24 protein-coding genes and 1 tRNA gene are annotated in these 26,114 nt (G+C 45.5%); 4 read left to right on the top strand and 21 right to left on the bottom strand.

Going from position 1 to position 26,114, the window contains the following annotated elements:
* Nucleotides 1–55 precede the first annotated feature (55 nt).
* Together AZI86_RS13760 and AZI86_RS13755 are read left to right on the top strand one after the other, a co-directional pair.
* Nucleotides 56–862 (top strand): TIGR02147 family protein, encoded by an 807-nt coding sequence (locus AZI86_RS13760; RefSeq protein WP_061835774.1) that lies wholly within the window; start codon nt 56–58, stop codon nt 860–862.
* 94 nt (nt 863–956) lie between these two features.
* Complete coding sequence (locus AZI86_RS13755) at nt 957–1,535, top strand: GNAT family N-acetyltransferase (protein ID WP_081111937.1); 579 nt, start codon at nt 957–959, stop codon at nt 1,533–1,535.
* A 40-nt stretch (nt 1,536–1,575) separates the two neighbouring features.
* Here AZI86_RS13755 and AZI86_RS13750 read toward each other — a convergent pair whose 3' ends face one another.
* The 11 genes from AZI86_RS13750 to AZI86_RS13700 all read right to left on the bottom strand — a co-directional run bounded on the left by AZI86_RS13750 (nt 1,576) and on the right by AZI86_RS13700 (nt 11,313).
* On the bottom strand, nt 1,576–2,142 hold the full coding sequence (locus tag AZI86_RS13750) for a GNAT family N-acetyltransferase (protein WP_081111936.1): 567 nt from the start codon (nt 2,140–2,142) through the stop codon (nt 1,576–1,578).
* Between the two features lie 57 nt (nt 2,143–2,199).
* Nucleotides 2,200–2,275, bottom strand: a tRNA-Val gene (locus AZI86_RS13745).
* Nucleotides 2,276–2,358: 83 nt separating this feature from the next.
* Entirely contained in the window at nt 2,359–2,910 is a 552-nt protein-coding gene (locus AZI86_RS13740) for a hypothetical protein (protein ID WP_061835771.1), read from the bottom strand.
* 25 nt (nt 2,911–2,935) lie between these two features.
* Entirely contained in the window at nt 2,936–3,733 is a 798-nt protein-coding gene (locus AZI86_RS13735) for a hypothetical protein (RefSeq protein WP_061835770.1), read from the bottom strand.
* A 10-nt stretch (nt 3,734–3,743) separates the two neighbouring features.
* A complete protein-coding gene (locus tag AZI86_RS13730) occupies nt 3,744–4,322 on the bottom strand; it encodes a hypothetical protein (RefSeq protein ID WP_061835769.1) in 579 nt (192 codons plus the stop codon).
* A gap of 153 nt (nt 4,323–4,475) precedes the next feature.
* Nucleotides 4,476–5,201 (bottom strand): ABC transporter ATP-binding protein, encoded by a 726-nt coding sequence (locus AZI86_RS13725; protein WP_061835768.1) that lies wholly within the window; start codon nt 5,199–5,201, stop codon nt 4,476–4,478.
* Nucleotides 5,194–7,026 carry a branched-chain amino acid ABC transporter ATP-binding protein/permease gene (locus tag AZI86_RS13720; RefSeq protein WP_061835767.1) on the bottom strand — a complete coding sequence of 611 codons (1,833 nt, stop codon included), beginning with the start codon at nt 7,024–7,026 and terminating at the stop codon, nt 5,194–5,196. Before AZI86_RS13720 ends, AZI86_RS13725 begins: the two co-directional genes overlap by 8 nt.
* Before the next feature lie 5 nt (nt 7,027–7,031).
* Nucleotides 7,032–7,928 carry a branched-chain amino acid ABC transporter permease gene (locus tag AZI86_RS13715; RefSeq protein WP_061835766.1) on the bottom strand — a complete coding sequence of 299 codons (897 nt, stop codon included), beginning with the start codon at nt 7,926–7,928 and terminating at the stop codon, nt 7,032–7,034.
* A 13-nt stretch (nt 7,929–7,941) separates the two neighbouring features.
* On the bottom strand, nt 7,942–9,117 hold the full coding sequence (locus AZI86_RS13710) for an ABC transporter substrate-binding protein (protein WP_061835765.1): 1,176 nt from the start codon (nt 9,115–9,117) through the stop codon (nt 7,942–7,944).
* Between the two features lie 84 nt (nt 9,118–9,201).
* Nucleotides 9,202–9,999: an alpha/beta fold hydrolase gene (locus tag AZI86_RS13705; RefSeq protein ID WP_157684713.1), complete on the bottom strand. Its 798-nt coding sequence runs from the start codon at nt 9,997–9,999 to the stop codon at nt 9,202–9,204.
* 27 nt (nt 10,000–10,026) lie between these two features.
* Nucleotides 10,027–11,313, bottom strand: coding sequence for an acetyl-CoA C-acetyltransferase (locus AZI86_RS13700; RefSeq protein ID WP_061835763.1), 1,287 nt, complete (start codon nt 11,311–11,313; stop codon nt 10,027–10,029).
* 116 nt (nt 11,314–11,429) lie between these two features.
* Here AZI86_RS13700 and AZI86_RS13695 point away from each other — a divergent pair, with 116 nt between their 5' ends.
* Nucleotides 11,430–12,005 (top strand): TetR/AcrR family transcriptional regulator, encoded by a 576-nt coding sequence (locus tag AZI86_RS13695; RefSeq protein ID WP_061835762.1) that lies wholly within the window; start codon nt 11,430–11,432, stop codon nt 12,003–12,005.
* Between the two features lie 8 nt (nt 12,006–12,013).
* Here the strand turns inward: AZI86_RS13695 and AZI86_RS13690 are convergent, their stop codons facing one another.
* The 4 genes from AZI86_RS13690 to AZI86_RS13675 are packed head-to-tail and all read right to left on the bottom strand — an operon-like array spanning nt 12,014 to nt 18,690.
* On the bottom strand, nt 12,014–12,946 hold the full coding sequence (locus tag AZI86_RS13690) for a hypothetical protein (protein ID WP_061835761.1): 933 nt from the start codon (nt 12,944–12,946) through the stop codon (nt 12,014–12,016).
* 11 nt (nt 12,947–12,957) lie between these two features.
* Entirely contained in the window at nt 12,958–14,124 is a 1,167-nt protein-coding gene (locus tag AZI86_RS13685; RefSeq protein ID WP_061835760.1) for a hypothetical protein, read from the bottom strand.
* A gap of 2 nt (nt 14,125–14,126) precedes the next feature.
* Complete coding sequence (dnaE, locus tag AZI86_RS13680; RefSeq protein ID WP_061835759.1) at nt 14,127–17,666, bottom strand: DNA polymerase III subunit alpha; 3,540 nt, start codon at nt 17,664–17,666, stop codon at nt 14,127–14,129.
* Nucleotides 17,667–17,724: 58 nt separating this feature from the next.
* A complete protein-coding gene (locus tag AZI86_RS13675; protein WP_061835758.1) occupies nt 17,725–18,690 on the bottom strand; it encodes a hypothetical protein in 966 nt (321 codons plus the stop codon).
* A gap of 294 nt (nt 18,691–18,984) precedes the next feature.
* On the opposite strand from AZI86_RS13675, the gene AZI86_RS13670 reads away from it, so the two are divergent.
* Nucleotides 18,985–19,329: a PadR family transcriptional regulator gene (locus tag AZI86_RS13670; RefSeq protein WP_061835757.1), complete on the top strand. Its 345-nt coding sequence runs from the start codon at nt 18,985–18,987 to the stop codon at nt 19,327–19,329.
* A gap of 16 nt (nt 19,330–19,345) precedes the next feature.
* On the opposite strand, the gene AZI86_RS13665 is transcribed toward AZI86_RS13670, so the two are convergent.
* The 6 genes from AZI86_RS13665 to AZI86_RS13640 form a co-directional block, all read right to left on the bottom strand.
* Entirely contained in the window at nt 19,346–19,711 is a 366-nt protein-coding gene (locus tag AZI86_RS13665; RefSeq protein ID WP_061835756.1) for a hypothetical protein, read from the bottom strand.
* 2 nt (nt 19,712–19,713) lie between these two features.
* Nucleotides 19,714–21,234, bottom strand: a complete 1,521-nt coding sequence (guaA, locus tag AZI86_RS13660) for a glutamine-hydrolyzing GMP synthase (protein ID WP_061835755.1) — start codon at nt 21,232–21,234, stop codon at nt 19,714–19,716.
* Between the two features lie 4 nt (nt 21,235–21,238).
* Nucleotides 21,239–22,699 carry an IMP dehydrogenase gene (gene guaB / locus AZI86_RS13655; protein WP_061835754.1) on the bottom strand — a complete coding sequence of 487 codons (1,461 nt, stop codon included), beginning with the start codon at nt 22,697–22,699 and terminating at the stop codon, nt 21,239–21,241.
* Between the two features lie 65 nt (nt 22,700–22,764).
* Entirely contained in the window at nt 22,765–23,274 is a 510-nt protein-coding gene (locus AZI86_RS13650) for a gamma carbonic anhydrase family protein (RefSeq protein ID WP_061835753.1), read from the bottom strand.
* 32 nt (nt 23,275–23,306) lie between these two features.
* Complete coding sequence (locus AZI86_RS13645; RefSeq protein ID WP_061835752.1) at nt 23,307–25,538, bottom strand: cation:proton antiporter; 2,232 nt, start codon at nt 25,536–25,538, stop codon at nt 23,307–23,309.
* 18 nt (nt 25,539–25,556) lie between these two features.
* On the bottom strand, nt 25,557–26,114 hold the full coding sequence (locus tag AZI86_RS13640; RefSeq protein ID WP_061835751.1) for a bifunctional nuclease family protein: 558 nt from the start codon (nt 26,112–26,114) through the stop codon (nt 25,557–25,559).

Genomic DNA, 26,114 nt, shown 5'->3' with positions numbered 1-26,114 from the left:
TAAATAGACTAAAACTCTATCTAATTATGTAACATACTGAATTTGCGAGACTTTTATGATTTGGAATTTTACCGATTATCGCCCTTATTTAGTGGAAAAACTGGGGTCTGAGGGTTCTAGAACCGGGCTTCGCAAGAAACTAGCAGAAGCAATTGGCGTGCACACCACCTTCGTATCCCAAGTCCTCAAAGAAAAGGGCGATTTTTCGTTAGAGCAAGGTGAATCCATCAACGGCTTTCTTTCACACACTTATGATGAAGGTGAATACTTTCTTTTGCTGCTGATGAAAGATCGCGCCGGCACTCGCGAACTAAAAAAACGTTTCCAAGATAAAATCGAAGCCCAACGCAAGGAGCGTTTGAATATAAAAAAACGCCTGGAAGTACAGACTGAAATTTCAGCCGCAGATCGTGAACGCTTTTATTCAAATCCCTATTACGGCGCTATTCACGTGCTCATCCCCATCCCTGAATTTCGTCGTGTTGAAAAAATCGCTGAAGCCTTAAAGCTTTCACGCGAACAAGTTCAAGACATGGTCGATTTTATGATTAAGATTGGCTTATTAAGTGAAAAAAACGGTGAGCTTGTTTCGGGCTCTCAACACATGCACTTGGGGAATGACTCATCGACGATTTTAAAACATCACTCGAACTGGCGCTTGCATGCCCTCCAAAACCTGCGCTTTGTGCAGCCAGAAAATATTCACTACTCGGCCTGTTTAAGTCTGTCCCGCGAAGATGCATTTAAAATCAAAGAACTGCTTTTAGCGGAATTAAAAAATCACATGAAGATCGTCGAAAAATCCCCGGAAGAAGTCGCTTACGTTTACAATTTTGATTTTTACCCACTGTTAGGAAAGTAAAACAAATCCAAGGTCTGATTCCATTTTGGAACTCGAGTTTTGGTTATGACTTAAATAAAAACATTCAATTAGACCTGCACGGCCTTAGATAGCTATGATGATTTTTAAGGACGGTGCTTCAATGATCCAAGAAAGTTTATTTTTTACTTCAAAGACAGGTCAGAAAATCGAAATCCGCACACCGCGCGAGTCCGAAGCGCAAATGACTTTAGACATGATGATCGAAGTGGCTGCCCACAGTCCGTATATTCTTTCGACCCCAGAAAGATTCCGCCAGAAGACGCTGGAAAATCAGCTGAAATGGTTTCAAGACAGTGCGACCAGTGATTCGGATATCATCCTAGCCGCCTTTCATGATTCAAAGATGGTAGGTCTTTGCAATGGGCACAGCTATAAAGACATCAAAAGAAAACACCGCGCCGGATTAGGCGTGAGCATTCACCAAGATTATCGAGGCTGCGGTTTAGGTATGAAGCTGATGAGCACGCTTATCGAAAATATGAAGCGCTTTAATCACGTTACGATCATCGAACTGGATGTCATGACAAACAACTCTGCCGCGGTAAAAATGTATGAAAAGCTGGGCTTTAAAAAAGCCGGGACCTTCCCCAATGCTTACATTCTTCCTAGCGGCGAAGCTTCAGACAACTTGACCATGTATTTGGAGGCATAATCACCACCGCAACGGTTCTGCAGCGCGAAAATGTAGGGGTTCAGTTCACTGGATTAATCCACCGATACATCATAATGTCGTCGATAAATTCACCGGGGGAAAGTTGCACCTCGCGAAATCTACGTCCCTCCTCCACAAAGCCCATTTTTTTATATAGATGAATGGCTGAGATATTGGTGGAAAATACGGCCAATCCAATTTTTCTAATTACCTTATGGGTCTCGGCCCAACTAATCAAAGCCTCTATAAGCATTTGACCAATGCCCTCATTGCGAAACTCTGGATACAAAGCCATACCAAAGACCCCGGTGTGCGCAAGCCGCTTTCTATTGGAACGACCATGGAAATCAATCATTCCGACAATACTTCCATTGATTTCGGCTACTACGGCAAGTGAGTTTTCTGACTCATTAAGCTTCGTTATCCACTTCTCTTCGTCCGCAACAGTGATGGTAAATTCCTCTGGAAGTGTGACCATGCACTTAGTTTCCGAGTTTGCCATCACGCCAAACTTGACCAAGGCCTCTGCATCTTTCAAGGACGGATTTCTAAGAGTTACTTCTCTGCCGTTTTTAGATTTTCTGTTTCGGTTAGAAATTAATGCCATTAGAGTTTACACTCGCAGTTAAGTGAGGAGAGGCGAAGCAGGATCATTGAGAAAAATTGGTGCGAATAACTGGACTCGAACCAGTGACCTCTTCCATGTCAAGGAAGCGCGCTACCAACTACGCTATATCCGCACAAGATATTGGAAGGACTAAACTAGCACCGAAGCGCATCTAGGAGCAATCCAGGATGCGCTTCGTCAATTCGTAAACTTAAGTTATTTCAAACGGCTATCCAGCTGATTTAAAGCCTTCACCATAAGATCAAGCTTATCCTGAACTACGGCCGCTTCACTAGGAGTCAACCACACCATGGCTTGTCCGACTGTAGTCGTAGCCACCGCGGCTGTTCCGACCAAAGCGCCAATGATCATACCTGCCATGATACTGCCGCCCTTGTCGGGACCCGCAACGCGGCTTCCAAATCCCACGGATTCATCAATGATGCCTAAGATGAAAATAGCGCCGGCAGCACCCACGCCGTAAAGACCGGCGGTGCGCACTTTATAACCTAAACGCTCACCATCTTGAAGTTCTGCAATGGCAAAGTCCGCGCGCAATGTCGTGATGATCGTGCGCAGGTCTTCGCGGGCCGCTAACAGCTCTTCGTTAGACATTTGGCGGATGGCTTGTTTGGCCCCTTTTTCTTCCATCAACTGGATTAGTTGTTGTTGCCGCTCTGTCAAACCACCTTGGTTTGCCATGGCCAGACTTGCACCCATCGTATGCATTGCCAAAATTCCGGCCATCAATACTGTTCTTTTTTTCATAGATTCTCCCTTTTATTGTTTTGCTTTATTTTGAATCTTTATAAAGTCCTCGACGCTCAAATTCTTCATCTAAAACCGATAGCATTTCGTCCAAGTCATCTAAGGAGTTCGTAAACTTATTTTTTTGATCTTCTTTTATTTGCTCTCGGCTTTCTTCAAAATGATCCCAGGCTAAAATTGCAAAAATCGAAACGGCAACCCACTTATAAAGTTTGGCCACAGTACGGTATGAATCCACGTTGTACTGCTTTTGTGATTCATAGAACTCGCGCATTTCGGTGCGCACAGATTCCGGCCCTTCGCGAAACATTTTTTCTAAGATCGCCGGAGGCACGGGGCGATCCGGGATGAAGGGCAATTCACCGGGATTAATTAAAAATCTTACCGCGCGGTTAGAGAAAATCTTTTTAAAGATGGTTTTAGCTTGGGCCGTCTCATAACCATACGAGCGCATGATATCTTGCACACTTTTAGATAAAACCTCGCGACGAACCCAGTCTTTTTCTAGGTAGCTTCCTTTTTCACTGACAGAACCCAGGCTTTCTGCAATTTGAATCATGCGATCCACCTGCACGATGGATTCTTGCAAGTCACGGGGGGTGGACCCGAAAGATTTATTTAATCTGCGGGCGCTGTATTTTAAAATCATTTTTTGCAGGATCGAGTGCGAATCTAAATTGTAATTTTCTTTTAAGATTTCTTGTAATTCCAAGCGCGCGGCATTTTTATTTAAAAAAATATGCTGACAGCTCGGCGCTGATGCCGCCAAACTTTGCGTTGAAATCACAAATGAAAGGGCCACGGCCCCGAAAATCTTAAACAAGATCTGACTCCTATTTCAATCGCGCTTCCAATTGATCTAAAACTTTTGACATTTTATCCAGGCGCTCTTGAACTTTGGTCGCCTGACTTGGCGTCAACCAAACCATCACCTGCCCTGTCGCCGTCACGGCCGTAGAACCTAAGATCGTTAATGTTCCTAAAAAACCACTAAAGAAAATCAACCAATTGCTTTTAAAATCTACTTTTCCTGGAGCCATTTCCGCTTTTAGTACACCGACCGCCATCATCACAATGCCAGCTCCGATACCGATGCCTCCGATATTACGAACAAGATATCCCACCTTGTCTCCATCGATAGCTTCCGCGCGATTAAGATCTACCTTTAACGCATCAACGATAACTCTAAGATCGTTCTTAGCTTGGATCAGCTCTTCGCGAGTCATGTTTTCCAAAGCGGCCTTGCCACCTTGTTCTTGAATGATCTTAACAAGCTGCTGTTGTCTTATTTGGCTGGCGACCTCTTCGGCCGTTGGGGGCTTGATAAAATCCAACGCCTGGTCAGCGAAGGCCACAGAGATTGAATTGAAAGTCAAAACCGAAGAAACCGTAAGCAACAGCGCCTTTTTCATAAGTTCTCCTTAATCAAAAGACGAAAATGCAAACAAAACACCATGTCTCAATATGAGATTAGAAAAGAAAAACCCCTTCGCGCACAAACCTGGTCGTGATAACAGAGCAAAGGGGTATCTAAAATTCAGTCAATTGACTCGCGCGAAATGTTACTAGCTGGTCTTAACGCCCAAATACGCCTCGCGCACAATCGGGTTGTCTTTAAGGTCTGCCGCCGGCCCCTCAAGGCGAATCACGCCTTGCTCTAAAACAATTCCGCGATCCGCCACTTTAAGTGCCATAAATGCTAATTGTTCTACAAGTAAAATGGTCGTGGTGCGAGCGGATTTGATTCTTTCAATTACGCGGAATACTTCTTCGATAATTACGGGCGCCAATCCCATCGAAGGTTCATCCAGCATCAAGATCTTAGGTTTTAACATCAACGCGCGTCCAATGGCTAACATCTGTTGTTCGCCGCCAGACAAAGTTCCGGCCACTTGCTTTTGGCGTTCTTTGAGTTTGGGAAAGATCGCAAACATTTCTTCGATGCTGGTCTCAATGTCTGACTTTTTCTCTTTACCAAAGCGCAGGTAAGCACCCAAGGTCAAATTATCCAAGACAGACTGCTGAGAAAATATCTTGCGCGCTTCTGGACAGTGGGCCAAACCTAAGCTGACTCGTTTATTGGCTGGCATGTCGGTGACGACCTTGCCATCGATATAAACATTGCCGCTAGAAGGATTTACCAAGCCTGAAATAGCTCTTAAAGTCGAAGTTTTCCCGGCACCATTTGAACCGATCAATGAAACCAATTCACCGGCTTTCACTTCGAAACTAATCCCGCGCACAGCTTGAATACCACCATAGTGGATGGCTAAGTTTTCAACTTTAAGCATGCCCCACCTCGGTTCCTAAATACGCACTGATCACTTTCGGATCTTTCTGCACGGCTGATGGCAAGCCTTCGGCAATTTTTTTACCGAAATCTAAAACGGTGATTTCATCAGAAACGGCTAACATCATGTCCATGTGATGTTCAATCAACAAGATCGCAATCCCGTGGGATTTTATTTTTAAGATGATCTGATTGAATTCCTGAATCTCGGAAGACGTTAAGCCCGCCGCAGGTTCATCAAGCAATAACAGCTTCGGCTTTAGCGCCAGCGCGCGCGCAATTTCTAAACGACGTGCCTGACCGTATGCTAAGTTTTTTGCTTTTTCTGAAGCCAAGTGACCCAAGCCCACAAAATCAAGCCATTGTAAAGCCTCGACCATCATGCGCTCTTCTTCTTTACGCACATTCGGAAGACCCAAGAGCACAGAAACAAAATCGGAACGGAAATGCTTATGCAATCCCACAAGAACATTTTCTAAAACCGACAGATCACCAAAAAGTTGTAAGTTTTGGAAAGTTCGGGCAATCCCCAGATGCGCGCGTTGAAAGGGTTTTAAGCGCGTGATCTTTTTGTCAAAGGCATACACATGTCCCTTGGTCGGCGTATAAAGACCCGTCACCACATTCACCGTCGTGGATTTACCCGACCCATTCGGCCCCATCAAACCACGAATGGTGCCCGGCTTTACTTCCATTTCTAAATCATTGACGGCCTTTAAACCACCAAAAGCCATTTCAACTGACTTTAATTGCAACGGAATTTTTATGTTACCTTTCTGAGAGGCAAACTTTAATGGCTCCGTCGCTGATTTTCGCAATCCTTCAATAAAGGCCTTTTCATCGCGGGCCGAGAAAGAATATTTCTCCCACCACTTGCGAATCACCCCGGCCAAACCGTCTGGCAAAAAGAAAAGGGTTAGCAATAGTAAAATACCAAACACCATCAAACGATAATCTTTAAACCAAGTGAAAAGATCCGGTAAAATCACGACCAGCGACATGCCGATAAAATTTCCTAAAGTGGATCTGACTCCCCCAAAGATCAGCGCCATTAAGACCAGCACGGAAAAATCCATGGTGAAGGTGTTGGGAGCAATATAACTGTCTAAATGAGTAAATAAAGCGCCGGCAAGCCCCGCGATCGCGGCCGACAGAACAAACGCGATGATTTTATATCGCACCTTTGAAATGCCGCAAGATTCTGCGGCGATGGAACTAAATTTGATCGCCTCAAACGCTCGGCCCCAGAAGCTTAACGCTAAGTTTTTCTTTAGCATCATGGTGAGCACCAAGAAAGGGTACACAACCCAAATCAGACGATTTCCTTCAAAAGAAAATCCTGCTAACGTCAGGCCGGCCATGCGAATGCCTTTTGTCCCGTTGGTCAGGAATTCTTGTTCGTTAATAAAGGTATAAATAATCATCCCGCTGGCAATGGTCGTGACCGCCAAGTAGGGCCCTGAGGCCTTCAGTGACGGGAAGCTTAAGAAAAAGCCCACCAACGCGGTCAACCCAATAGCCACAAGCAAAGACGCCCAGAAAGGCCACTCGTAAAAATGGGTCAAACTGCCGTCCGTATTCATACTGGCCGGCGCGCTTAAGACTGCCATGGCGTAAGCACCAATCGCAAAAAGTCCGGCATGACCAATGGAGATGTCGCCGATATATCCAACAACCAAATCTAACGACACAACTAAGATCGTATAAATAAAAATACGACCCAAGATACTTTGTACGTAATACTGATTATCCACCCATAACGGCAAAGTCATCGGGAACAATAAAACAAGATACTTTAAAGCTTTTAATACAGCTGGATTTTTCATAAACCTTAAACCTTCTTGATTGTTTTTTTGCCGAAAAGGCCTGTGGGTTTAATTAAAATAACGATGATCAATAACAAAAATCCCGGCATCTCTTTATAACCGCTGGAAATATATTTCGCCGTCAATCCTTCCGAAACCCCCAAGATCAGACCACCCAAGAGCAAGCCCCATCCGGATTCTAAACCTCCGATAATCGCCACGGCGTAGGCTTTAATACCCAAAACCGTTCCCATACTTGCAGAAACAAAGGTCAATGGCGCAACCAAAAGGCCCGCCACCGTTGCAATCGTGGCACTCATCATAAATGAAAGTTGAATAATGAATTTCTGCGGAATACCCATTAAACTGGCGGTTTCTTTATCTTCACTGACTGCTTGAATGGCTTTTCCAAAGACCGTGTAACGCTTGAATAATTCGACGCCTACGATAATTAAAATCGCGACAATCACGATTAAAATTTCTTGCGGATAAATCCCCACGCCCGCGAGACGAATCGGTTCATCCCCCAAAGGCGAAGGAAAGCGATAATCTCCGGTCGACCAAATTTGTTCCACCGCATTTTTAAGAATGATTCCCACCGCTAAGGTCGCCAAAACCCAGGTGTATTCCGATTTTAATTTTAATGATGGCTCAACCGCCCATTTATGAACAGCAGCTCCTGTTAAAACACCGGCGACCAAAACCCCCAGGATCGGCAAAATAAAGGGCATCCCTAAAAGATTGCCCGTGGCTTTATCAACATAAAGAGCAAAACCAACCACCCCGCCTAACATCAGGATATTTCCTAAAGAGAAGTTGATTGTTTTTGAAGTGGAAAAGGTCAAGCTATAGCCAAAAGCGATCAAGGCATAGATCATGCCTTGAATCGCTCCTGACACTGTCAGTTGTAAGAGCTCCGTCATCGTGAATTGTGACCTATTTTTTGGCGGCAGCAGTGGCTTCAACAACCTGTCCGTCTTTCACCATACCCATGCGAACATTGGCGTCTTTCACCGCTTCGTGATCGGTTGCCGAGAAAGGCTTTGTGTACGTGCCGGTAACGCCTTCATAAGTTTCTGCTAAATTTTCAAGGGCCGCTTTGATTTTTGGACCTTCTGTAGAACCCGCCTGCTGAATCGCCATTTTTAACAAATAAACAGAATCATATCCTTGAGCTGCAGAGACCGCCGATTGAATCGGATTTTCGTTATATTTTTTGCGATAGTCCTCCACAAACTTCTTTTGACGAGGAGTTGTCGCACTCAGTTCAATAAATGTCTGTGGCATCGTGGTGCCATTACCGTTTTTACCCGCGTTCACGATATAATTCGACATCGCCAAAGTCCAGCTGCCGATCTGATCCACTTTCCAACCGATACGATCTAAAGAATTTGAAACCGCCGCCAGTTCAGGTCCAATACCCCACACAAGTAAAACATCGGCTTTCGCCGCCTTGGCTTCTTGCAATTGCGCCGTCATGTCCGTGTCTTTGATTTTAAACTTACCGACGTAAACTGGCTTTAAGCCGTTAGATTCTAAAATTGTTTCCATTTGATGACGACCACTTTGTCCAAAGTTCGTGTCGTCACAAAGAAGAGCAGGCTTTTTAAATCCACGTTTTAAAGCTTCACCGACCACCATCTTTGCTTGCAAAGGGTCATTCGCAGCAATGCGGAAGATGTAGTTTTCAGGAACTTCTTTAAAATAATCATTTACTTTTGCGCCCGCGCTCACGTTGATGATTTGCGGCACTTTTTTCTTATTTGGATAATTCGTGCTGGCGTTTGCAACACCCGTGTTGATCGGACCAAGAACAGCGACGACTTGTTCCTTATCTAAAAGTTCTTGCATGATTTGTCCGCCGCGCTCATTTTTCGCTTCATCATCGCGGTCCACCATCACAAGCTTTTTACCTAATACGCCACCGGCGGCATTGATTTCTTCAATCGCTAATTGCGCCCCATTACGCATTGAAACACCCATCGGAGCTGATCCACCCGTGAAGGGTCCATAAACACCCACTTTGATGTCGTCAGATTTTTTTGTACATGCGGTGATCAAAGACGCCGCTGCGGCCAATAGAAAAATTCGAGTTGTGAATTGAGATTTCACTCTTAAACTCCTTCTTAAGATGATTAACAAAAGATGACGATTTAAGTCTTTAGTTTCACCCAAAAGAAGTCAAGAAACGGATCTTTAAGATTTAATAAACTCCGTCACGGCACGAAGGACTTCTGGATCACGCAAAATACGTCGATGACCCAATCCTTCCGTGCGCAAAAGTTTTGCCTGCGGCCAAACTTCCTGAATCTCAAGCGCAGATTGAAAACGGACCTCTTTGTCCTCAGTATCATGTACAATCATGGCTTCAATAGGAAGGCTCTTTCCGAGGTGACCTACATTCAGATCTTTCACATGGATTCCCACTTTTTTTTGCAGCTCGACAATAAAATATTCCTGCGCTTGAGGCGAAATCGGTAAGAGTTTAAAAAAATTAGCAAGAACTCTCTCGTATCTTGCAGGTCCCGCGATCAAAACGGCTTTCTTTACTTGCAGCCCCCGCTGAATGGCGACAATAGAACATCCAGCCCCAAAAGAGTGAGCAATCAAAGCGTGCAAAGGTCCGATATTTTTTTGAACCGCCATCAGCGCATTGGCGAACTCGCCCACATTTGTCATTTGACCGTCAGAAGCACCATGCGCGGGACCATCAATGGCAATCACTCGGAACCCCGCCTTCACCAAGGGCGCAGCAAAAGCTCCTATTTGAGTTCCCCGGCCACTCCATCCATGCACTAACAGCACGGCGGGATTTTGCGTTTCACCCCATTCAAACGCGGCAATGCCATGAGGAAATTGATATTTTTTTGCAGAATTATAAAAGTCAGCTTCAGAAGCAGGACGAGGCACACGTGTCGGGGTTAGAAATATTTTTTGCGCCCGACGAGCTCCTGCCTTGGGGAGGATCCAAGACAGGAGCACAATAAAATTCATATATAACTTTTTAGCCCAGGACATTCCCTATCTTTCGATAATTGCCGTGACACCCATGCCACCCGCCGTACACACCGAGACCAAGCCACGGCCCGAACCTTTTTGCTTTAGCATTTTTGCTAAAGACGCCACAATACGGCCACCGGTGGCGGCAAAGGGATGACCCAAAGCAAGGCTTCCACCTTTGACATTTAATTTACTGCGATCAATAGAACCTAAAGCTTTTGGTTCTCCCAATTTAGTGCGGCAATATTCATCTGATTCCCAAGCCTTGAGTGTGCAAAGAACCTGGCCCGCAAAAGCTTCATGGATTTCATAGAAATCAAAATCTTGCAGAGTCAAACCATTGCGACGAAGCATTCTTGGAACTGCATACGCGGGGGCCATCAAAAGACCTTCACCACCCACGTAATCAACGCCCGCGTATTCTGCATCTACAAAATAAGCTAAAACATCTAAGTTCTTTTTTTGTGCCCATTCTTCACTGCCCAAAAGAACTGCGGAAGCACCGTCTGTCAATGGCGTGCTGTTTCCTGCCGTCAAGGTGCCCGTGCCCGTAAAATCAAAGGCGGGTTTTAGTTTCGCTAATTTTTCAATTGTCGTATCGCCACGGACGAAGATATCTTTTTTAAGGCCGTTAAATTCAAAAACCAGGTCATTATAAAATCCCTCATCATAAGCTTTCGCCGCATTCATATGACTGCGATAAGCCAACTCATCTTGAGCTTCGCGAGAGATCATCCAATCTTTCACCATCATTTCCGTGTGCTGCCCCATGGATTTACCGGTACGAGGCTCTTGCACCGTGGGAAATTGAGGTTTTAAGTATTGCAGTTTGAATTCAGACAATTTTTTCAAACGATCCGGCAAAGTTTTCGCGGCTTGTGCGTCTTTCAAAATCCACGTGAATTCATGCGGCAAAACCCCGGCGATATCACTGTTGGTATCCGTCCCACCGCCAATGCCACTTTCAATTTGCCCCGCCGCGATCTTTAACGCAATTTGTGCAATTGTTTCTAATCCCGTACCGCAGGCACGTTGCACATCATAACCTGGTGTGTGCGGATCAAGGCCCGAGCTTAAAAGTGATTCGCGGGACATATTCCAATCCGAAGCATTTTTCATCACCGCGCCTAAAGCCACATCCCCCAAACGCTCCCCTTGGATGTTTAATTTATTTACCAGGTCTTTTAACGTTGCCGTCATCAACTCCCTATTCCCAATGCGCGCATAGTGCGAGAAAGATTTCACAAATGGAGTACGAGATCCACCAAGAATAGCCACCGGACGCATGGTTTTTGCTGCTTTATTCATAAAACATTCCCAATCTGTTTCTTTCTGAGAATAGGCTTGATTACCTACCTACTGATAGGTAGATAATAAGATAAACCAAAATTTCTTGCAAGAGAGATGAGGATTTGAGGGCAAATATGACGCAAACTTTGACACCTCCCAAGACTTATAACGAAGCTTTGAAACGTGGCCATTATTATCTCCAAACCGTGGGATTTAACGGTTTTAGCTTTCAGGACCTTGCTAACGACTTAGGGATCCGCAAAGCCAGCCTTCACTACTATTTTTCATCGAAAGAAGATCTAGGCCTAGCCTTAATTAAAGAATACGAAAAGTATTTCAATAACTTCACCAAAAAAAACGCCAAGTTGCCTGCGATTCAACAGTTGGAGGCATGGCTTAAATACTGTTATGGGATGACAAAAGACCATCAAAAACTGTGTCCAATTGGCGTGTTAACGTGTGAACTCAACACCTTTTCATCGAAGATGCATAAGAGCCTTGCTAAATTTCAAAGCAACCAAAGACGCTGGGCCCATCAAACACTGAAACAGGGAATTAAAGAAAAAGCCTTTAGAAAAAATTTAGATACTTCGTGGGCAGCAGATATTTTTTTAGAAAGCATTCAAGGCGGATTGCAAATCGCAAGATTGCATAAAAAACCCGCCCTGTTTCAAAAAACTCTTAAAGGACTGCTTAAAAGTTTTTCCTGATATTTTAATTAATAAAGCTCTACGCGGTCGTTTTCGCGAAAACCCGAGCCAGAGTGGATTACTGAAATCGCGCCATCGTTACCAAAGTAACTGATGACTTCAAGTGTCCCCTTAAGACGCCCGGGAACACGACCAATATGACTGCCACTTTCTGGATCATAAACGTCGTCCCCTTCATCGATCACCTTTAAAAGGTCACCAACCTGAAGACCCGAAACCCGGCCCACGTTTAAATAAATACGATCCCCATTGATCGCAGCAATGCGACCCTCCCAGCTGACTTTATCTAGCGAATTCATCACCTGAGGAGTGAAATCTAAAAATGCATCTTTCACGATGACTTCAACCATCTCGGGATTGTTGGCTAAAAACTTATCCGTTTCTACGCGTTCACCCACGCGAGAGCCTTTTTCTTCCACAGTGACAGTTTTGACCGTGTTAAAAACCTCTCGACCTGAGCGCCCCGTTACGACACGCACTTGCGCGACGATCTCAAAAGTCGTCGACATCTGACGAACAATCCCGACATTGTCCGCCGAGCGCTTAATGCGAATGTCTTTGATTTTCCCTTCAAGCACGGCATTAACACCCATGGCTTGAGCCGCTTTGGCGATTTCTTGCAGCTTGTACTGACCGCCGGACATCATCCGGGTGACATCCATATTGAGTTCCTTACTATCAATCGCAATCACATCCCCGGTGCGATTTAAATCCATAATAAAAGCCTGGCGAGCACGATCTCTTAAATCTTGAGGACGCTTCTCCGACTCATCTAAGAATGGCAGAACCATCAGGCGTTTTCGAGGAGAGGCATCATCCCGGCGAGCCTCATAGTTGACATCTTTGATCTCGCGACGAAGACCGGGCTGACTGCGCTCGATGATCGAGCATCCCGCCGCCGTTACTACCACCATCAATGCAAGAATCCATTTTTGCATCATCTGATTTCTCCTTATTGCCATTTAAATACGATTTCGTCCTTTTGCTCAGACACTTTGCTTAAACGCTTCCCGTTGATATCCAAAGTTTCAATTTTCGTCGCAAGTTCTGCCGGCGGCAAAGCCGTGTCGACTTCAAAGCTGACACTTTCAGAACTCACCAAACGTTCACGGATGCCTTTGACTTGCGTCAGCTGCGAACGAATTTTATCTTTTAAGGCTTCCATTTGCGGAATAGAGCTGCGACCTGAAATCGTCACGCGTAAGATGGAGGTTCCCAAAGAACCGCGTTGGGAGGCTTCTAAAACCTGCGAAGCTAAATCGCTACTTGCCGTATCCACCACTTCACGCAGGCGTTTATCAATGGCACTTTCATAACTGCCCCCTTGAGTCTCATAACGACGAGACACATCGGCAATCGCACGCCCATTGCTCACCTGAATCGCTTTCATGCTGATTTCAATTTTAAATCCATTGCCGCTGTCCGCTCGGTTGATCAAAACCTGGCCATCAATCATGACGGGCGCGTTAAAGTATTGCGCAAAAAAGGTATTGTCTTCAGAAGAGATTTTTTCAGAGTGAAAATCCGAAGGCACACTTGCACCAAGACCGGCTTCAATCGGACGAATCACATAGAAGTTATTTTTTTGAAAAGAATCTCTTAACGCATTTTCAAGCAGGCGACCATTTTTCATTAAAAAGGCTTGCGCGTTTCGATCCCCGGGGATCCACCAGCGATAGCTACGACCCTGAACACGATCCACCCAGGCAATTGTCGGCAACACGACCGGAATCGCGTCGTTTTCATTTAAAAGCGCATTTTCTTGCAGCATTTGTTTGAGATCCCGCAACGACAGCTTCATCTCGACCGACATCCTAAAACCGGCGTCATCTTGTACTAATGCCGATGGTTTTGAGTACGGAATATAGCGCGCTGAATTTTTAAAAATTTTAGAATTAATCAAAGAACGATTGCGATTATATCTTTCATCGCCAATCAGTTCTTTCACGATGTCTTCAGAAATTTTCTGCGAAGCTTGCTCTTGAATATCACGACGTGCTTCTTGAGGATTGGTTTCTTTCGAAGTTCCTGAAAAAGTGCGATCAATCAATTCACCTTGTTGAGCTGGGGCCATTGAAAAAAACAAAAGCCCCGTAATGAGTACTACTAACGCGCGCATCCTTAGCTCCTTAACTCAATAAAGTCCGTGCGTCCGAAAACGGCATGAATCCCCTCAAAAAACTCATTGCTCACGGCAATGCCTGACACATCGGGAGTGTCTAAAAGAATCTTGCGATTCACCTCGGGCATGGTGATTTCAAAATTCACCGAAGTCGCCCCCGGATAATCCCTCATCAACGAATGCAAACGAGGGTAATCCAAAGGATCCACCTTATCTAAATGTAACACCAGACTCTTGGTCTTTTTAAGCAGATCTTCTAATGGCGAAACAGTGTCGACCATGATCTTGGCCACACCCTCTTCAACCTCTAAAGAACCGCCAATCAAGACCGGCCTTTCGTCACGCAATTGCATTTCAAATCGCGCGTAAGAGTCGGGGAAAATCACCAACTCACAAGCTCCGGTAAGATCTTCGATCTTACTAAATGCCATGCGCGTCCCTTTTTTGGTAATCAACTCACGCATTTCAGTAATAAGCCCCGCCACCACGACGCGTTTTTTTCCCGCGTCACGATTCTTCCAGTCTTTTTTGGCCGCTTTTAAAGCTTCCGCTTCCGGCGAACCCGGAGGTGGCATTTGCGCGGGCAAATCAATCACCTTGCACGTCGTCCATAGCTCTGAAAGAGTATCAAAACCTTTCAGTGGATGATCACTTAAGTAAAAACCTAAAACTTCTTTTTCATAAGACAAAGAAGCCGTGCGTGTCCACGCTTTGCATTCCTCAAGCTTCACCACTGTTTCCGTGGAAGGACCTAAATCAAACAATGACGCCTGACCCAGTTCTTTATCTTTTTGTAAACCTTGTGCGCGATCTAGGTATTTTTGATAACCATTGATCAACTGGGCGCGATGCCCACCGAAACCATCAAAAGCACCGGCCTTGATTAAGCACTCAATCACCTTTTTATTCACACGGCGAAGATCGATATTGTTAAAGAAATCATCTAACGAATGAAACTTTTTATCCGGCATAGTTTCGCGAGCTTCAATGATGGCTTGAACCGCCCCTTCACCAACGCCTTTGATTGCGCCTAGACCGAAATAAATATCTTCACCACGGACATCAAACAGATAATCCGAATAATTTACATGCGGTGACTTCACCAAGATACCACGCTTTGCCGCGTCTTTAGAGTACTTAACGATTTTATCGGTATCGGAAAGCTCGGTCGATAAAAGGGCTGCGAAAAACTCGGCAGCATAATGGCACTTCAAATAAGCCGTTTGCAGCGTGACCACTGAATAAGCAGCGGCATGGGATTTATTGAAACCGTAATCGGCAAACTTATACATCAGATCAAATAAATCTGATGATCTTTGCTTATCATGACCGCGCTCAATGGCCCCTTGCATGAAGCGCTCGCGGTGCTTATCCATTTCCTCTTTGATCTTTTTACCCATCGCACGACGAAGCATGTCGGCTTCACCCAGAGAGTATCCGGCAATGCGCGAGGCAATACCCATGACTTGCTCTTGATAGACCATGATCCCGTAGGTCTCTGACAAAACCTCGCGTGTGTCTTCAAGCAAGTATTCAACGGGCGCCTTCCCGTGCTTACGATCGGTAAAGTCAGGAATGTTCGCCATCGGACCGGGACGATAAAGAGACGTGATCGCGGTGATATCGGCAAAACTGGAAGGGCGAATCTTACGAGTGGCATCGGTGATACCCTCACCCTCGAACTGGAACACCCCGGCCGTGTCCCCCCGAGACATCATCTCGAAGGTGGCCGTGTCGGTCATCGGGATCTGACTTGCAAGCAAGGTCTTACCGCGATTTTTCTTAATCAGTTTAAGAGCATGATTAATATGTGTGAGCGTCTTTAAACCCAAGAAGTCGAATTTGATCAAACCGATTTTTTCGGCATGCTTCATATCGTACTGAACAACTTGCTCATCCCCCGCCCCACGATAAAGAGGCGCATGACGTACGAGCTGTCCATCGGCGATGATAACCCCCGCGGCATGGATCCCCGCGTGACGAACCATCCCTTCGATACGTAAAGCTAAATCCCACAGTGTAGCGACCGTTGGATTCATCTCCATCATTTCATTCAGACGCGGTTCCATTTCTTGAGCGTCTTTTAAAGTGATGCCTAATTTTTCCGGAATTAATTTGGTAACGGCATCTACTTCCGGAAAGGTCATACCCAAAACACGGCCAACGTCTTTGATCGCCGCGCGAGCTTGAAGTTTACCGTAGGTGATGATTTGCGAAACGGATTCTTGCCCGTATTTTTGCGTCACGTATTGGATGACCTCTTGACGACGATCTTGACAGAAGTCGATATCAAAGTCGGGCATCGAGATACGTTCTGGATTTAAGAAACGCTCAAACAGCAAGAAGTTAGGAAGAGGATCTAAATCCGTAATTCTTAAAACATAAGCAACTAAAGAACCCGCCCCCGAACCACGGCCCGGCCCCACCGGAATGTCGTTTTGCTTTGCCCAATTGATGAAGTCTTGGACGATCAAGAAGTAACCGTTAAAGCCCATGCGATCAATAATGCCTAATTCGTATTTTAATCGCGCTTCGTATTCAGGTTTTTTTTCTTCCGGCACCGCTTCGCCACGAGCTGCGGCTTCGACGAATCTTTCCTCGAGGCCCGCTCTTGATTTACGAGCAATATCTTCCGTCAAGCTGACGCCACCTTCCGTCGGGAAGGTCGGAAGATGGTAAATCGGTTTCCCGGACTCATCTTTGATTTTAAATTTCACATCGCAACGATCGGCAATTTGTAAAGTGTTGCTGATCGCCTCCGGCACGTCGGCAAATAACGACGTCATTTGATCGGCGGATTTAAAATAGAACTCATCTGTTCCTAAACGGAAACGCGATTCATCACTGAGAGTTTTATTCGAACCAATACAGATCAAAACCTCTTGGGCCAATTGATCGTCTTGAGTCATGTAGTGAACATCATTCGACGCCACCACCGGGACGCCCACGATCTTAGAAGCTTCCATCAAGAAAGGATTGATTTGATCCCACTCAGGAACGCCCGTGCGGCACATTTCTAAATACAGACGATCATCAAAGATCTCTTTGAGCTGACGAATTTTCGCCAGGGCCGCATCCGGTCCTTCACGCAAGAAGCTTTCTGCCACTTCGCCGCGCAAGCCGCCCGTAAGGCAGATTAAGTTTTGATTGTATTCTTTGATGACCTCATAGTCGATGCGCGGTTTCCAGTAAAAACCTTCTTGGTAACCAATCGTTGAAAGCTTACAGAGATTTTTATAACCATCCGTATTTTGCGCTAAGAAAACCAAACGACGTGGACCCGTTTGCACAGCATCGCGATCTTGTTTTTTTTCATGACGAGAACCCGGAGCAATATACGCATCTAAACCCAAAATCGGTTTTACGTTATTGTCCTTGCAGGCAAAATAAAACTCGACCGCGGCGAACATGTTTCCATTGTCAGTCAAAGCAACTGCTGGCATCTGCATAGCAGCGGCTTTTTTGGCAATGCCTTTAACTCGGCAAGCGGCTTCTAAAAGAGAGTATTCAGAGTGAACGTGTAAGTGCGCAAAAGACATGACATAACAGTATCTTAGACCCCGATTTTGTTCAATAAAACGGGGCTTTAATCTTCAGCTATCGTTGCGCGTTAATTGAGACCCCAATAGGCAAAGAGGCCTTGCTCAAATCCAATTGGTCGTTCTTCACGGGAATAATTAAGGTTTTATCACCTTCACCCGCGTTGAGGACGATTTTTAACTGGACTCCTTGGACTTCCGCCGGATTATTCGACCCATCAATATTCCATAAAGTGGCCTCGCGATCGCGAAGCTCGATCTTATCACTGTTGGGTGCCGCAGGATCGGCCTCCAGCTTTACTTCCATCACGCTGATTCCGTATCCCGGGGCCACAGTCATATCCACTTGAACTTTTTGCTTTAAGTTTTCGTTGGCATACATGATTAAAGCCGCCGCTTCCTTACCCGCAGGCGGAGGCGCAAAATCTCGATCCCGTTTGCTATCTTGCGAAGTCACGCCGATAAAACGCGGACTCAAGTTTGAGTTCGGAATCGAAAGGGAGTAGGGCTGAGTGATAGTTGTGCCATCGTAACTAAAATCATTAAAAGACATCAGAAACTTGCCGTCTCTTAAATCATACATGCGATAACCGGTTAATTCTGCACAACAGCCTTGCAAGCCTGTCACCATCATCGGATAAGCCCAGTGCACATTCAGCTCCGTCGCTTGCTCGGTCTTTCCCCAAAGCTTTGTTTCAAATCGTTCGCCCCGACGGACTTCCCAGGTTATATGACCATCCACACCTTCGGCATCAAAGAAGTCGGTGATTTTCTTTTTACTGCTGATTAAATAAAGCTCTTCGTCGCCCGTGGAAGCGATATAATGCCTTCGCACATCAAAATCATTAATCAATTTCTCAATGGTGCGACCATTTCCTCCGGGGTCATCTTGAAAGATAAACTCTGAAACACCTTTTTTCTGATAAAGAATATTGGACGTCGTGGCCGCAAGAGCCGCCAACGCCGACAGAACAATAAATAAGGAAATCGCCTTAGAGATGCGGGATATTTTTATGTTTTTCATAGAGAAAACTCTAAGATCAGTTATTGCGAAGCGCGAGTTACAAACGCCTCATGCATTTTTTGAAATGGACACCCCAGACTGTCCGCGCGCGGACAGTCTGGGGACGCACGGTCTTACTTCCGACGTCGGACAAGCAGCGCGTTAACCAACTGCAATCACATCCATTTATTATTTTTATATTTTAAACTTAATTATTACTTTTATTTTTTATATTTATTAAATAATATTAAGCGTGATCCCATCACAGGGGGGGGGGCACTAAAACCCCTCTGATGAACAGACTGAAGGATAAAAATGGACTTAATGACAGAACGAGAAATTGAATACATGAGAGTCGGCCACTTAACTTACTTCCTTTTGCAGACGATTGAATCTTTGCCCAAGGTCGATATGGAGCCTTACTACGCCTTGATTCTTCAAGAAGTAGAAAAGAAAAACGGCTTGGGCTCAGGAAAAAGTCTTGTCTATCCCCGATTAAAGCACCTTTACCAAAGGGGCTATATCGATAGCACTCCCGGAGCCTCCCCAAACCCGAGAGCAAAAAAACCCGTGCAGTTTTATAAACTGACTAAGGAAGGAAAAAAGCTATTAACTCATTTAAAAAACGAGAACAAACGACTGCAAGAAATTTTGATTTAAGACGCTAATCCGGATCTTAAAGAGGAAGATCTAAAGGAACCAAAACCGTCTTTTTCTGGCCCTTGGTTTCTTCAGGAAACTTCAAGGTGCGGAACACTTTTACAAAGCACTGTCTTAAAAAGTCTTCGCGAATCGTTGAAAGCGAAGTTTCTTGATCAGCGCCAACAACCGTCCCGTCTTCCGCCAAAGAAATTTTCATCGTGACTTTACCAGGACCAAGCCCCGCTTGATTGGGGCCAGCTTGATATTTCTTAGAACACTCCTGCAAGCCCGCATTGCTTTTAAGTTCGTTCAAAGTCACTGAACTTACGGAAACATTTTGAGATTTCGCAAACGAAACGCACACGGAAAAAGTAAAAATCCAAGACAATAGGAACTTCATTATTACTCCCACTCAATCGTGCCCGGAGGCTTGCTTGTCACATCATAAACGACGCGGTTCACACCTTTGACCTTGTTCGTGATTAAATTAGAAACTTCACGCAAGAACTGAAACTCAAACGGATACCAATCGGCGGTCATACCGTCACTGGAAGTCACCGCCCGCAAAGCAAGAACATGATCATAGGTTCTCGCATCCCCTTGCACGCCCACTGTTTTTACGGGCAACAAAACACAGAACGCCTGCCAGATTTTTTCATACAACCCCGCACGGCGCAGTTCAGAGATAAAAATATCATCAGCTTCTTTAATGATTTGCAGTTTTTCTTTCGTGATTTCACCTAAGACTCGAATGGAAAGCCCCGGTCCCGGGAAGGGGTGACGCCACAACATTTGGTGTGGCAATCCCAATTGCGCCCCCAAAGCGCGCACTTCGTCTTTAAATAACTCGCGCACAGGCTCGACCAGACCCAATTTCATTTTTTCTGGCAATCCACCCACGTTGTGATGGGACTTGATAGTAACGCTGCCACCCACCGAAGAAACACTTTCGATCACGTCCGGGTACAAAGTCCCTTGCGCCAACCACTTGATTGGCAACTTGTGATCATAACTCTTATCAAAAACTTCGATAAAAACTCGTCCGATGGTTTTGCGCTTATCTTCCGGATCTGTCTTCCCTTTTAAGGCCGTTAAAAACTCTTCAGAGGCATCCACCCCTTTTACGTTCAAACCAATCTTACGATACATCTCTAAAACATTTGCAAATTCATTCTTACGCAAAAGTCCGTTATCCACAAAAACACAGTGAACACGTTCTGCCCCCAGCGCCTTTGTCAGCAAGGTTGCCACGACGGTGGAGTCCACCCCACCGCTTAAGCCCACAAGCACATGATCAGCAGGTCCCACTTTTTTTTGCACATCCGAAATCAAAACATCTTTAATATGCGGAGCATCCCAATCAGCAGGCGCTTTACACATATCTTCAGCAAAGTATTTTAAAATATCTAAGCCAAACTCGGTGTGCGCCACTTCCGGATGGAATTGCAGCGCTAAGACACCTTCACCTTGAATCGCGGCCGGATGTTGACCATCCGACATCGCAATCACGTTAAAACCGCGAGGCGCCGCTTCAACAACATCCCCATGACTCATCCATACTTTTTGCTTAGAGGGCACGCTGCCAATTTGAGTGCTCCAATTAACGTAATTAAAACCGTATTCGCGGTGATGCGCTTTTGTTACTTTCCCGCCCAGTTGATGAGTCAAAAGCTGCATGCCATAACAAACACCCATCAAAGGACTTATGTTACGCAGTTCTGCCACATCTCTTTGCGGGGATCCGGCTTCGTACACAGAGTTAGGACCACCACTTAAGATGATCCCGTAAGGTTTTTTTTTAATAATTTCTTCGGTGGGATACTTATAAGAATGAATTTCAGAATAAAAACCCAGCTCGCGCAGTCGGCGCGCAATGAGTTGAGTAAACTGCGAACCGAAATCTAAAATCACAAACCCGCGCATAGGATTAGCTCTCCATTCTATAGTTAGGAGCTTCTTTGGTAATACTCACATCATGCACGTGGGATTCTCTTAATCCCATGGCCGTAATTTGCACGAACTTTGCTTTTCCTTGCAACTCATCAATATTGCGCGCCCCCAAGTAACCCATACCGGACTTTACACCACCCACAAGCTGATGAATCACCGCGGACGCGGCCCCTTTATAGGCCACTTTACCTTCAATACCTTCTGGCACTAGCTTTTCTGCTTCATCAATATCCATTTGGCCATAACGATCTTTGGATCCACGAGCCATCGCCCCCAGGCTTCCCATGCCGCGATAAACCTTATAAGTTCTTCCTTGGAAAAGAATGGTTTCGCCGGGTGATTCTTCCGCACCCGCTAAAAGATTTCCGATCATCACTGAATTTGCACCCAAAGCTAAAGCTTTAGTGATATCACCAGAATATTTGATACCCCCGTCAGCGATAATTGTTTTTCCCAACGATTTAGCCACTTTCGCGCACTCAACCACGGCCGAAATTTGTGGCATACCGACGCCGGCCACCACCCGCGTGGTACAGATACTTCCCGGACCAACACCCACCTTCACCACATCAGCACCGGCTTCAATCAAAGCTTTCGTACCATCCGCAGTCACCACGTTACCGGCAATCACGATCACATCTTTGTGTTTTTGAGAAACATACTTTACCATTTCGATCACATTTTTAGAATGACCATGGGCTGTATCCACACAAAGAACGTCAACACCCGTGGTGACTAGTGCATCCGCTCGCTCTTTCGAGTCAGCACCCACCCCCAAAGCCGCGCCCACAAAAAGACGTCCGTGAGAGTCTTTGGTGGCTTGCGGGTAATTTTTTGCTTTTTCGATATCTTTGATTGTAATGAGACCTTTCAGCTTCCCCTTCGCATCCACCACCGGCAATTTTTCAATGCGGTGTTTTTGCAAAATCTTTTTGGCTTCTTCTAACGTTGTTCCCATTTTTGCCGTGACCATGTTTTCTTTGGTCATCAGTTTATTGATGGGCTGATTGAAGTTTTCTTCAAAGCGCAAATCGCGGTTTGTTAAGATCCCGACCAAAACTCCGTCCACCGTGATGGGCACCCCGCTGATCGAAAATTTTTCCATCAGATCCACGGCTTCTTGAACCCAATGATCCGGCCCCAAAGTGATAGGATCCATGATCATTCCAGATTCGTATTTTTTTACTTTTTCAACTTCCAGCGATTGTTTTTCAATGCTGAGATTTTTGTGAATGATGCCCAAGCCCCCGTGTTGCGCCATCACGCGGGCAATTTTATTTTCCGTCACGGTATCCATCGCGGCTGAAATGATCGGCGTGTTTAAAAATTTATCCCGAGCAAACAACGTGCGCGGCACAACTTCGGTCGGCGTGATTTCAGAATATTGAGGAACTAAAAGGATATCGTCAAAAGTAAGGGCGTAAGGGATGCGCTCCATAAACGGACTCCTGAATGTAAGGCGGTTTCCCCATGATGAAAGAAAACCGCCCCTAAATCAAGACCTCAGTACCAAGTTTTATAGAGCAAATAGTTATCAGCAGATTTCTCCAAAAGAGCGATCTCTTCTTCGGTCAAAGCGCGCTTCACTTTGCCGGGACGCCCCACAACTAAACTGCGAGCAGGAATCTCAGTTCCTTCTGTCAGTAAGGTGCCAGCTCCAATTAAACAGTGCTCCCCCACTTTCACTCCGTCCATCAAAATAGAACCCATGCCGACAAGAGTGCCTTTGCCCACTTCACACCCGTGAAGCATGACTAAATGCCCGATAGTCACCCGATCATGAAGCGTGGTGCCCCATTTACCGTAAGTGCCATGAATCACAGTCCCATCTTGAACATTAGTTTCTTTCCCGATGCGAATCGGCATAACATCGCCACGAACGACAACATTGTACCAAAGCGAAGAACGATCGCCGATTTCCACATTTCCAATCACGCGAGCATTATCAGCGATAAAAACTTCTTCACCAATAACCGGGTTCATACCCCGAGCTCTTACAAAACAGTCTGCCATGATTTCAAAACTCCTTTGCAATGCGTAAACAGTTAGGACCCTTGAGGGCTAGAAACAATCCACAACAAATCATTTTCATGCAAATGGAAATCGCCCGTGGGACCCAAGATCCGCTCATCGGCACGCTCAACACCAACAACCATGCCTCCACGAAAGTGATCACGAATACCACTGTCCCGGATAGATTTATTTAGGAAACGCGAAGTCTCGGTCACGATATACGAACTCAGTTTAATATCGCTTTCATTTTTGGCTGGCGACGCCACTTCGGCGGAATTATTTTTTTCTTCCTCAAGTGCATAGTGGAACTTCATTAAGTCTTCTTCCGCGCCAAAACACAGAACTTTATCATAAGGATAAATGACCGTGTCACCCCCCGGAGCCAAGAGACGTTTTGAACCACGGAAGATCGCAGCTAACGTCACTCCGAAGCGTTCTTTCAATTTTACTTGGCGCAAAGGCTTGCCGACGAATTCAGAATCAGCACAGATTTCATATGTTCCTAAAGACGCATCCCATGGAAGATATTTTCTGGCCGTTTCAGAGCTCACTAATTCTTTACGCTCTTTTTCCGTGAGATTTTTAAGGAAATTCTTTTCAAAAAACTTATAGGCTTTACGAACCCAGAATTGCCCAAAGACCGCCGCAAACAACACGATCCCGATCACGACCCCAGAGGCCAGTTTAAGATCAACGAACTGACTTAAGATGACACCCAAAAGACCTAAACCCAAGATGATGCGCCCGATGAAAAGCCCTAATTGCAAGCCACGCAATTTTTTAAGTTCATCGGCAGCGCGGGAACCACCTAAGTTGGGCGCCCCGATCGCCACACCCCATAAGAAGGGAGCCGTCATTGTTAAACATAACAACAATGAAATTGCCGCCGTCCATGGACTTTCTTGTAAAACTTTTTTCAGTTCTTCGATCACGAGTCCTTTAAAGGCACCCAGGATCGCAACAACCATCACCGTGTTTAAAAGAATTTTTACGCCGTAAGCTTTAAAGATCAAAGAACCAATGCGCTGTTCGCCATCACCCCCAAATGAAGAATGATAACGATCCATCGCCGCACGTATGCCTTCAGGCAGTTTCGCATCGATTTTCTTAAACAAAGGTTCGGCCACCTTGATCAAATAAGGGGTGGTAAACGTGGTCACCGCAGACACCGCGATCGCCAATGGATATAAAAAGTCACTGGTGACTTTTAGGCTGACTCCTAAAGAGGCAATGATAAACGAGAACTCTCCGATTTGCGCTAAGCTCATCCCAGCCTGAAATGAGGTTTTACGAGATTGCCCTGAAAGCATCGCCCCCAAAAAAGTAGAAATCAATTTACCCACGATCGTCACGCACGTCACCAGGATGATTAAATCCCAACGCTCCATCAAAACGACCGGATCAATCATCATCCCCACCGAAACGAAGAAGATCGCGGCGAAAAGATCGCGCACCGGTTTTAATAAATGCTCCATCTTGTGCACTTCAGGGGTTTCAGCTAACAGGGATCCCATCACAAACGCGCCCAACGCCGGCGAGAAGCCCACTTTGGCAGCGATAATCACCATCATAAAGCACAAACCGATGGCCACCAACAAAGTGGTTTCATCTTCTAAAAGGGAGCGGATTTTGCGTAAGAAAATCGGGATCAAGAAAATACCGACCACAAACCAAAGGGCAATAAAGAAAATCAAACGTAAAACCGAAAATGCAAGCTCTGGCCCCGAAACCGCCGCGGTTCCCGCCAACGCCGCTAATATCACAAGCAGCATGATGGCAACAATATCTTCGACGACCAGAATACCAAACACGAGTTCAACATATTTTTGCTTGCGCATGCCTAACTCTTGGAAGGCACGCACAATGATCGTGGTGGAAGAAACCGACAAGATCCCCCCGAAGAACAAACTATCAATCCATGACCATCCTAAAAGACGTCCAACCAGGTATCCCAAACCCACCATGAAGATGACTTCAAAGACCGCGGTAAATCCGGCAGAGCCTCCGACCTTAAATAGTTTTTTAAAGCTGAACTCTAAACCTAGACTGAATAATAAAAAGATAACCCCGATTTCAGACCACACTTGAATGCTGGCTTTGTCGGTGACGGTCGGGAAAAAGGGAACATGGGGACTGACCAGGAAACCCGCAATCAAGTAACCAAGAACTAAGGGTTGACCCAGCTTTTTAAACAGAAGCGTAGAAAGAGCCGCGATGACAAGAATAAAACCAAGATCTGTAATTAAATGAGGGAGATGTATCATGCCCCATTTTTACAAAAACTAGTTCAGATATCCAGACCCTTTGTCGAAGATTCCTAAATTATTTAATTTTTGCGCACCGCTCTCAACTTCGGTGCTCATGACTCGCGAACGGCCAATGAAGTTCTTTGTCGCAAATAGTGGCACACCTAAAAAGATGCACAACGACATTGCTTCATCCGCGCGCAGTTTCATTGAGCTCATCTCAGGATGACCGCTTAAATACAGACGCAAATACTGTGAAGATCCCTTGATCTCAACAAACACCGCCTGTTTGATCTCGATCCCTAAGGACTGCAAGAGGGTGGCAGTAAATCGATGCGGAGAAGACTCCATCACCATTTTATTAGATTGTGATAAGACCACACCCGCGTCAATCGGGCTTACCACAACTGGCAGCGTGTAAACATGGGCTTCGTCTTTTAATAACAAGAACGGACGACTTGCATCCCCGTCCATCGACAAACCATAAGGAAACAACTGCACAAGGTCATTCTGATGAAACGTTTCTTCTTCTTGGCTTTCTTGTGCAAAAACGAAACGAGTCGAAAATTTCAGAATATTAGAAACATCTTTCAT

The sequence above is a fragment of the Bdellovibrio bacteriovorus genome (assembly GCF_001592735.1).
GTDB lineage: Bacteria > Bdellovibrionota > Bdellovibrionia > Bdellovibrionales > Bdellovibrionaceae > Bdellovibrio > Bdellovibrio bacteriovorus_D.
The sequence above is the reverse complement of the archived record's forward strand: the minus strand, read 5'-3'. Positions and strand labels throughout refer to the sequence as shown.

Bases quoted from the DNA above. Each gene is read 5' to 3' on its own strand.
- AZI86_RS13760 (WP_061835774.1), top strand. From the start codon at position 56: ATGATTTGGAATTTTACCGATTATCGCCCTTATTTAGTGGAAAAACTG.
- AZI86_RS13755 (WP_081111937.1), top strand. From the start codon at position 957: ATGATGATTTTTAAGGACGGTGCTTCAATGATCCAAGAAAGTTTATTT.
- AZI86_RS13750 (WP_081111936.1), bottom strand. From the start codon at position 2,142: ATGGCATTAATTTCTAACCGAAACAGAAAATCTAAAAACGGCAGAGAA.
- AZI86_RS13740 (WP_061835771.1), bottom strand. From the start codon at position 2,910: ATGAAAAAAAGAACAGTATTGATGGCCGGAATTTTGGCAATGCATACG.
- AZI86_RS13730 (WP_061835769.1), bottom strand. From the start codon at position 4,322: ATGAAAAAGGCGCTGTTGCTTACGGTTTCTTCGGTTTTGACTTTCAAT.
- AZI86_RS13725 (WP_061835768.1), bottom strand. From the start codon at position 5,201: ATGCTTAAAGTTGAAAACTTAGCCATCCACTATGGTGGTATTCAAGCT.
- AZI86_RS13720 (WP_061835767.1), bottom strand. From the start codon at position 7,026: ATGAAAAATCCAGCTGTATTAAAAGCTTTAAAGTATCTTGTTTTATTG.
- AZI86_RS13715 (WP_061835766.1), bottom strand. From the start codon at position 7,928: ATGACGGAGCTCTTACAACTGACAGTGTCAGGAGCGATTCAAGGCATG.
- AZI86_RS13705 (WP_157684713.1), bottom strand. From the start codon at position 9,999: ATGAATTTTATTGTGCTCCTGTCTTGGATCCTCCCCAAGGCAGGAGCT.
- AZI86_RS13700 (WP_061835763.1), bottom strand. From the start codon at position 11,313: ATGAATAAAGCAGCAAAAACCATGCGTCCGGTGGCTATTCTTGGTGGA.
- AZI86_RS13695 (WP_061835762.1), top strand. From the start codon at position 11,430: ATGACGCAAACTTTGACACCTCCCAAGACTTATAACGAAGCTTTGAAA.
- AZI86_RS13690 (WP_061835761.1), bottom strand. From the start codon at position 12,946: ATGATGCAAAAATGGATTCTTGCATTGATGGTGGTAGTAACGGCGGCG.
- AZI86_RS13685 (WP_061835760.1), bottom strand. From the start codon at position 14,124: ATGCGCGCGTTAGTAGTACTCATTACGGGGCTTTTGTTTTTTTCAATG.
- dnaE (WP_061835759.1), bottom strand. From the start codon at position 17,666: ATGTCTTTTGCGCACTTACACGTTCACTCTGAATACTCTCTTTTAGAA.
- AZI86_RS13675 (WP_061835758.1), bottom strand. From the start codon at position 18,690: ATGAAAAACATAAAAATATCCCGCATCTCTAAGGCGATTTCCTTATTT.
- AZI86_RS13670 (WP_061835757.1), top strand. From the start codon at position 18,985: ATGGACTTAATGACAGAACGAGAAATTGAATACATGAGAGTCGGCCAC.
- AZI86_RS13665 (WP_061835756.1), bottom strand. From the start codon at position 19,711: ATGAAGTTCCTATTGTCTTGGATTTTTACTTTTTCCGTGTGCGTTTCG.
- guaA (WP_061835755.1), bottom strand. From the start codon at position 21,234: ATGCGCGGGTTTGTGATTTTAGATTTCGGTTCGCAGTTTACTCAACTC.
- guaB (WP_061835754.1), bottom strand. From the start codon at position 22,699: ATGGAGCGCATCCCTTACGCCCTTACTTTTGACGATATCCTTTTAGTT.
- AZI86_RS13650 (WP_061835753.1), bottom strand. From the start codon at position 23,274: ATGGCAGACTGTTTTGTAAGAGCTCGGGGTATGAACCCGGTTATTGGT.
- AZI86_RS13645 (WP_061835752.1), bottom strand. From the start codon at position 25,538: ATGATACATCTCCCTCATTTAATTACAGATCTTGGTTTTATTCTTGTC.
- AZI86_RS13640 (WP_061835751.1), bottom strand. From the start codon at position 26,114: ATGAAAGATGTTTCTAATATTCTGAAATTTTCGACTCGTTTCGTTTTT.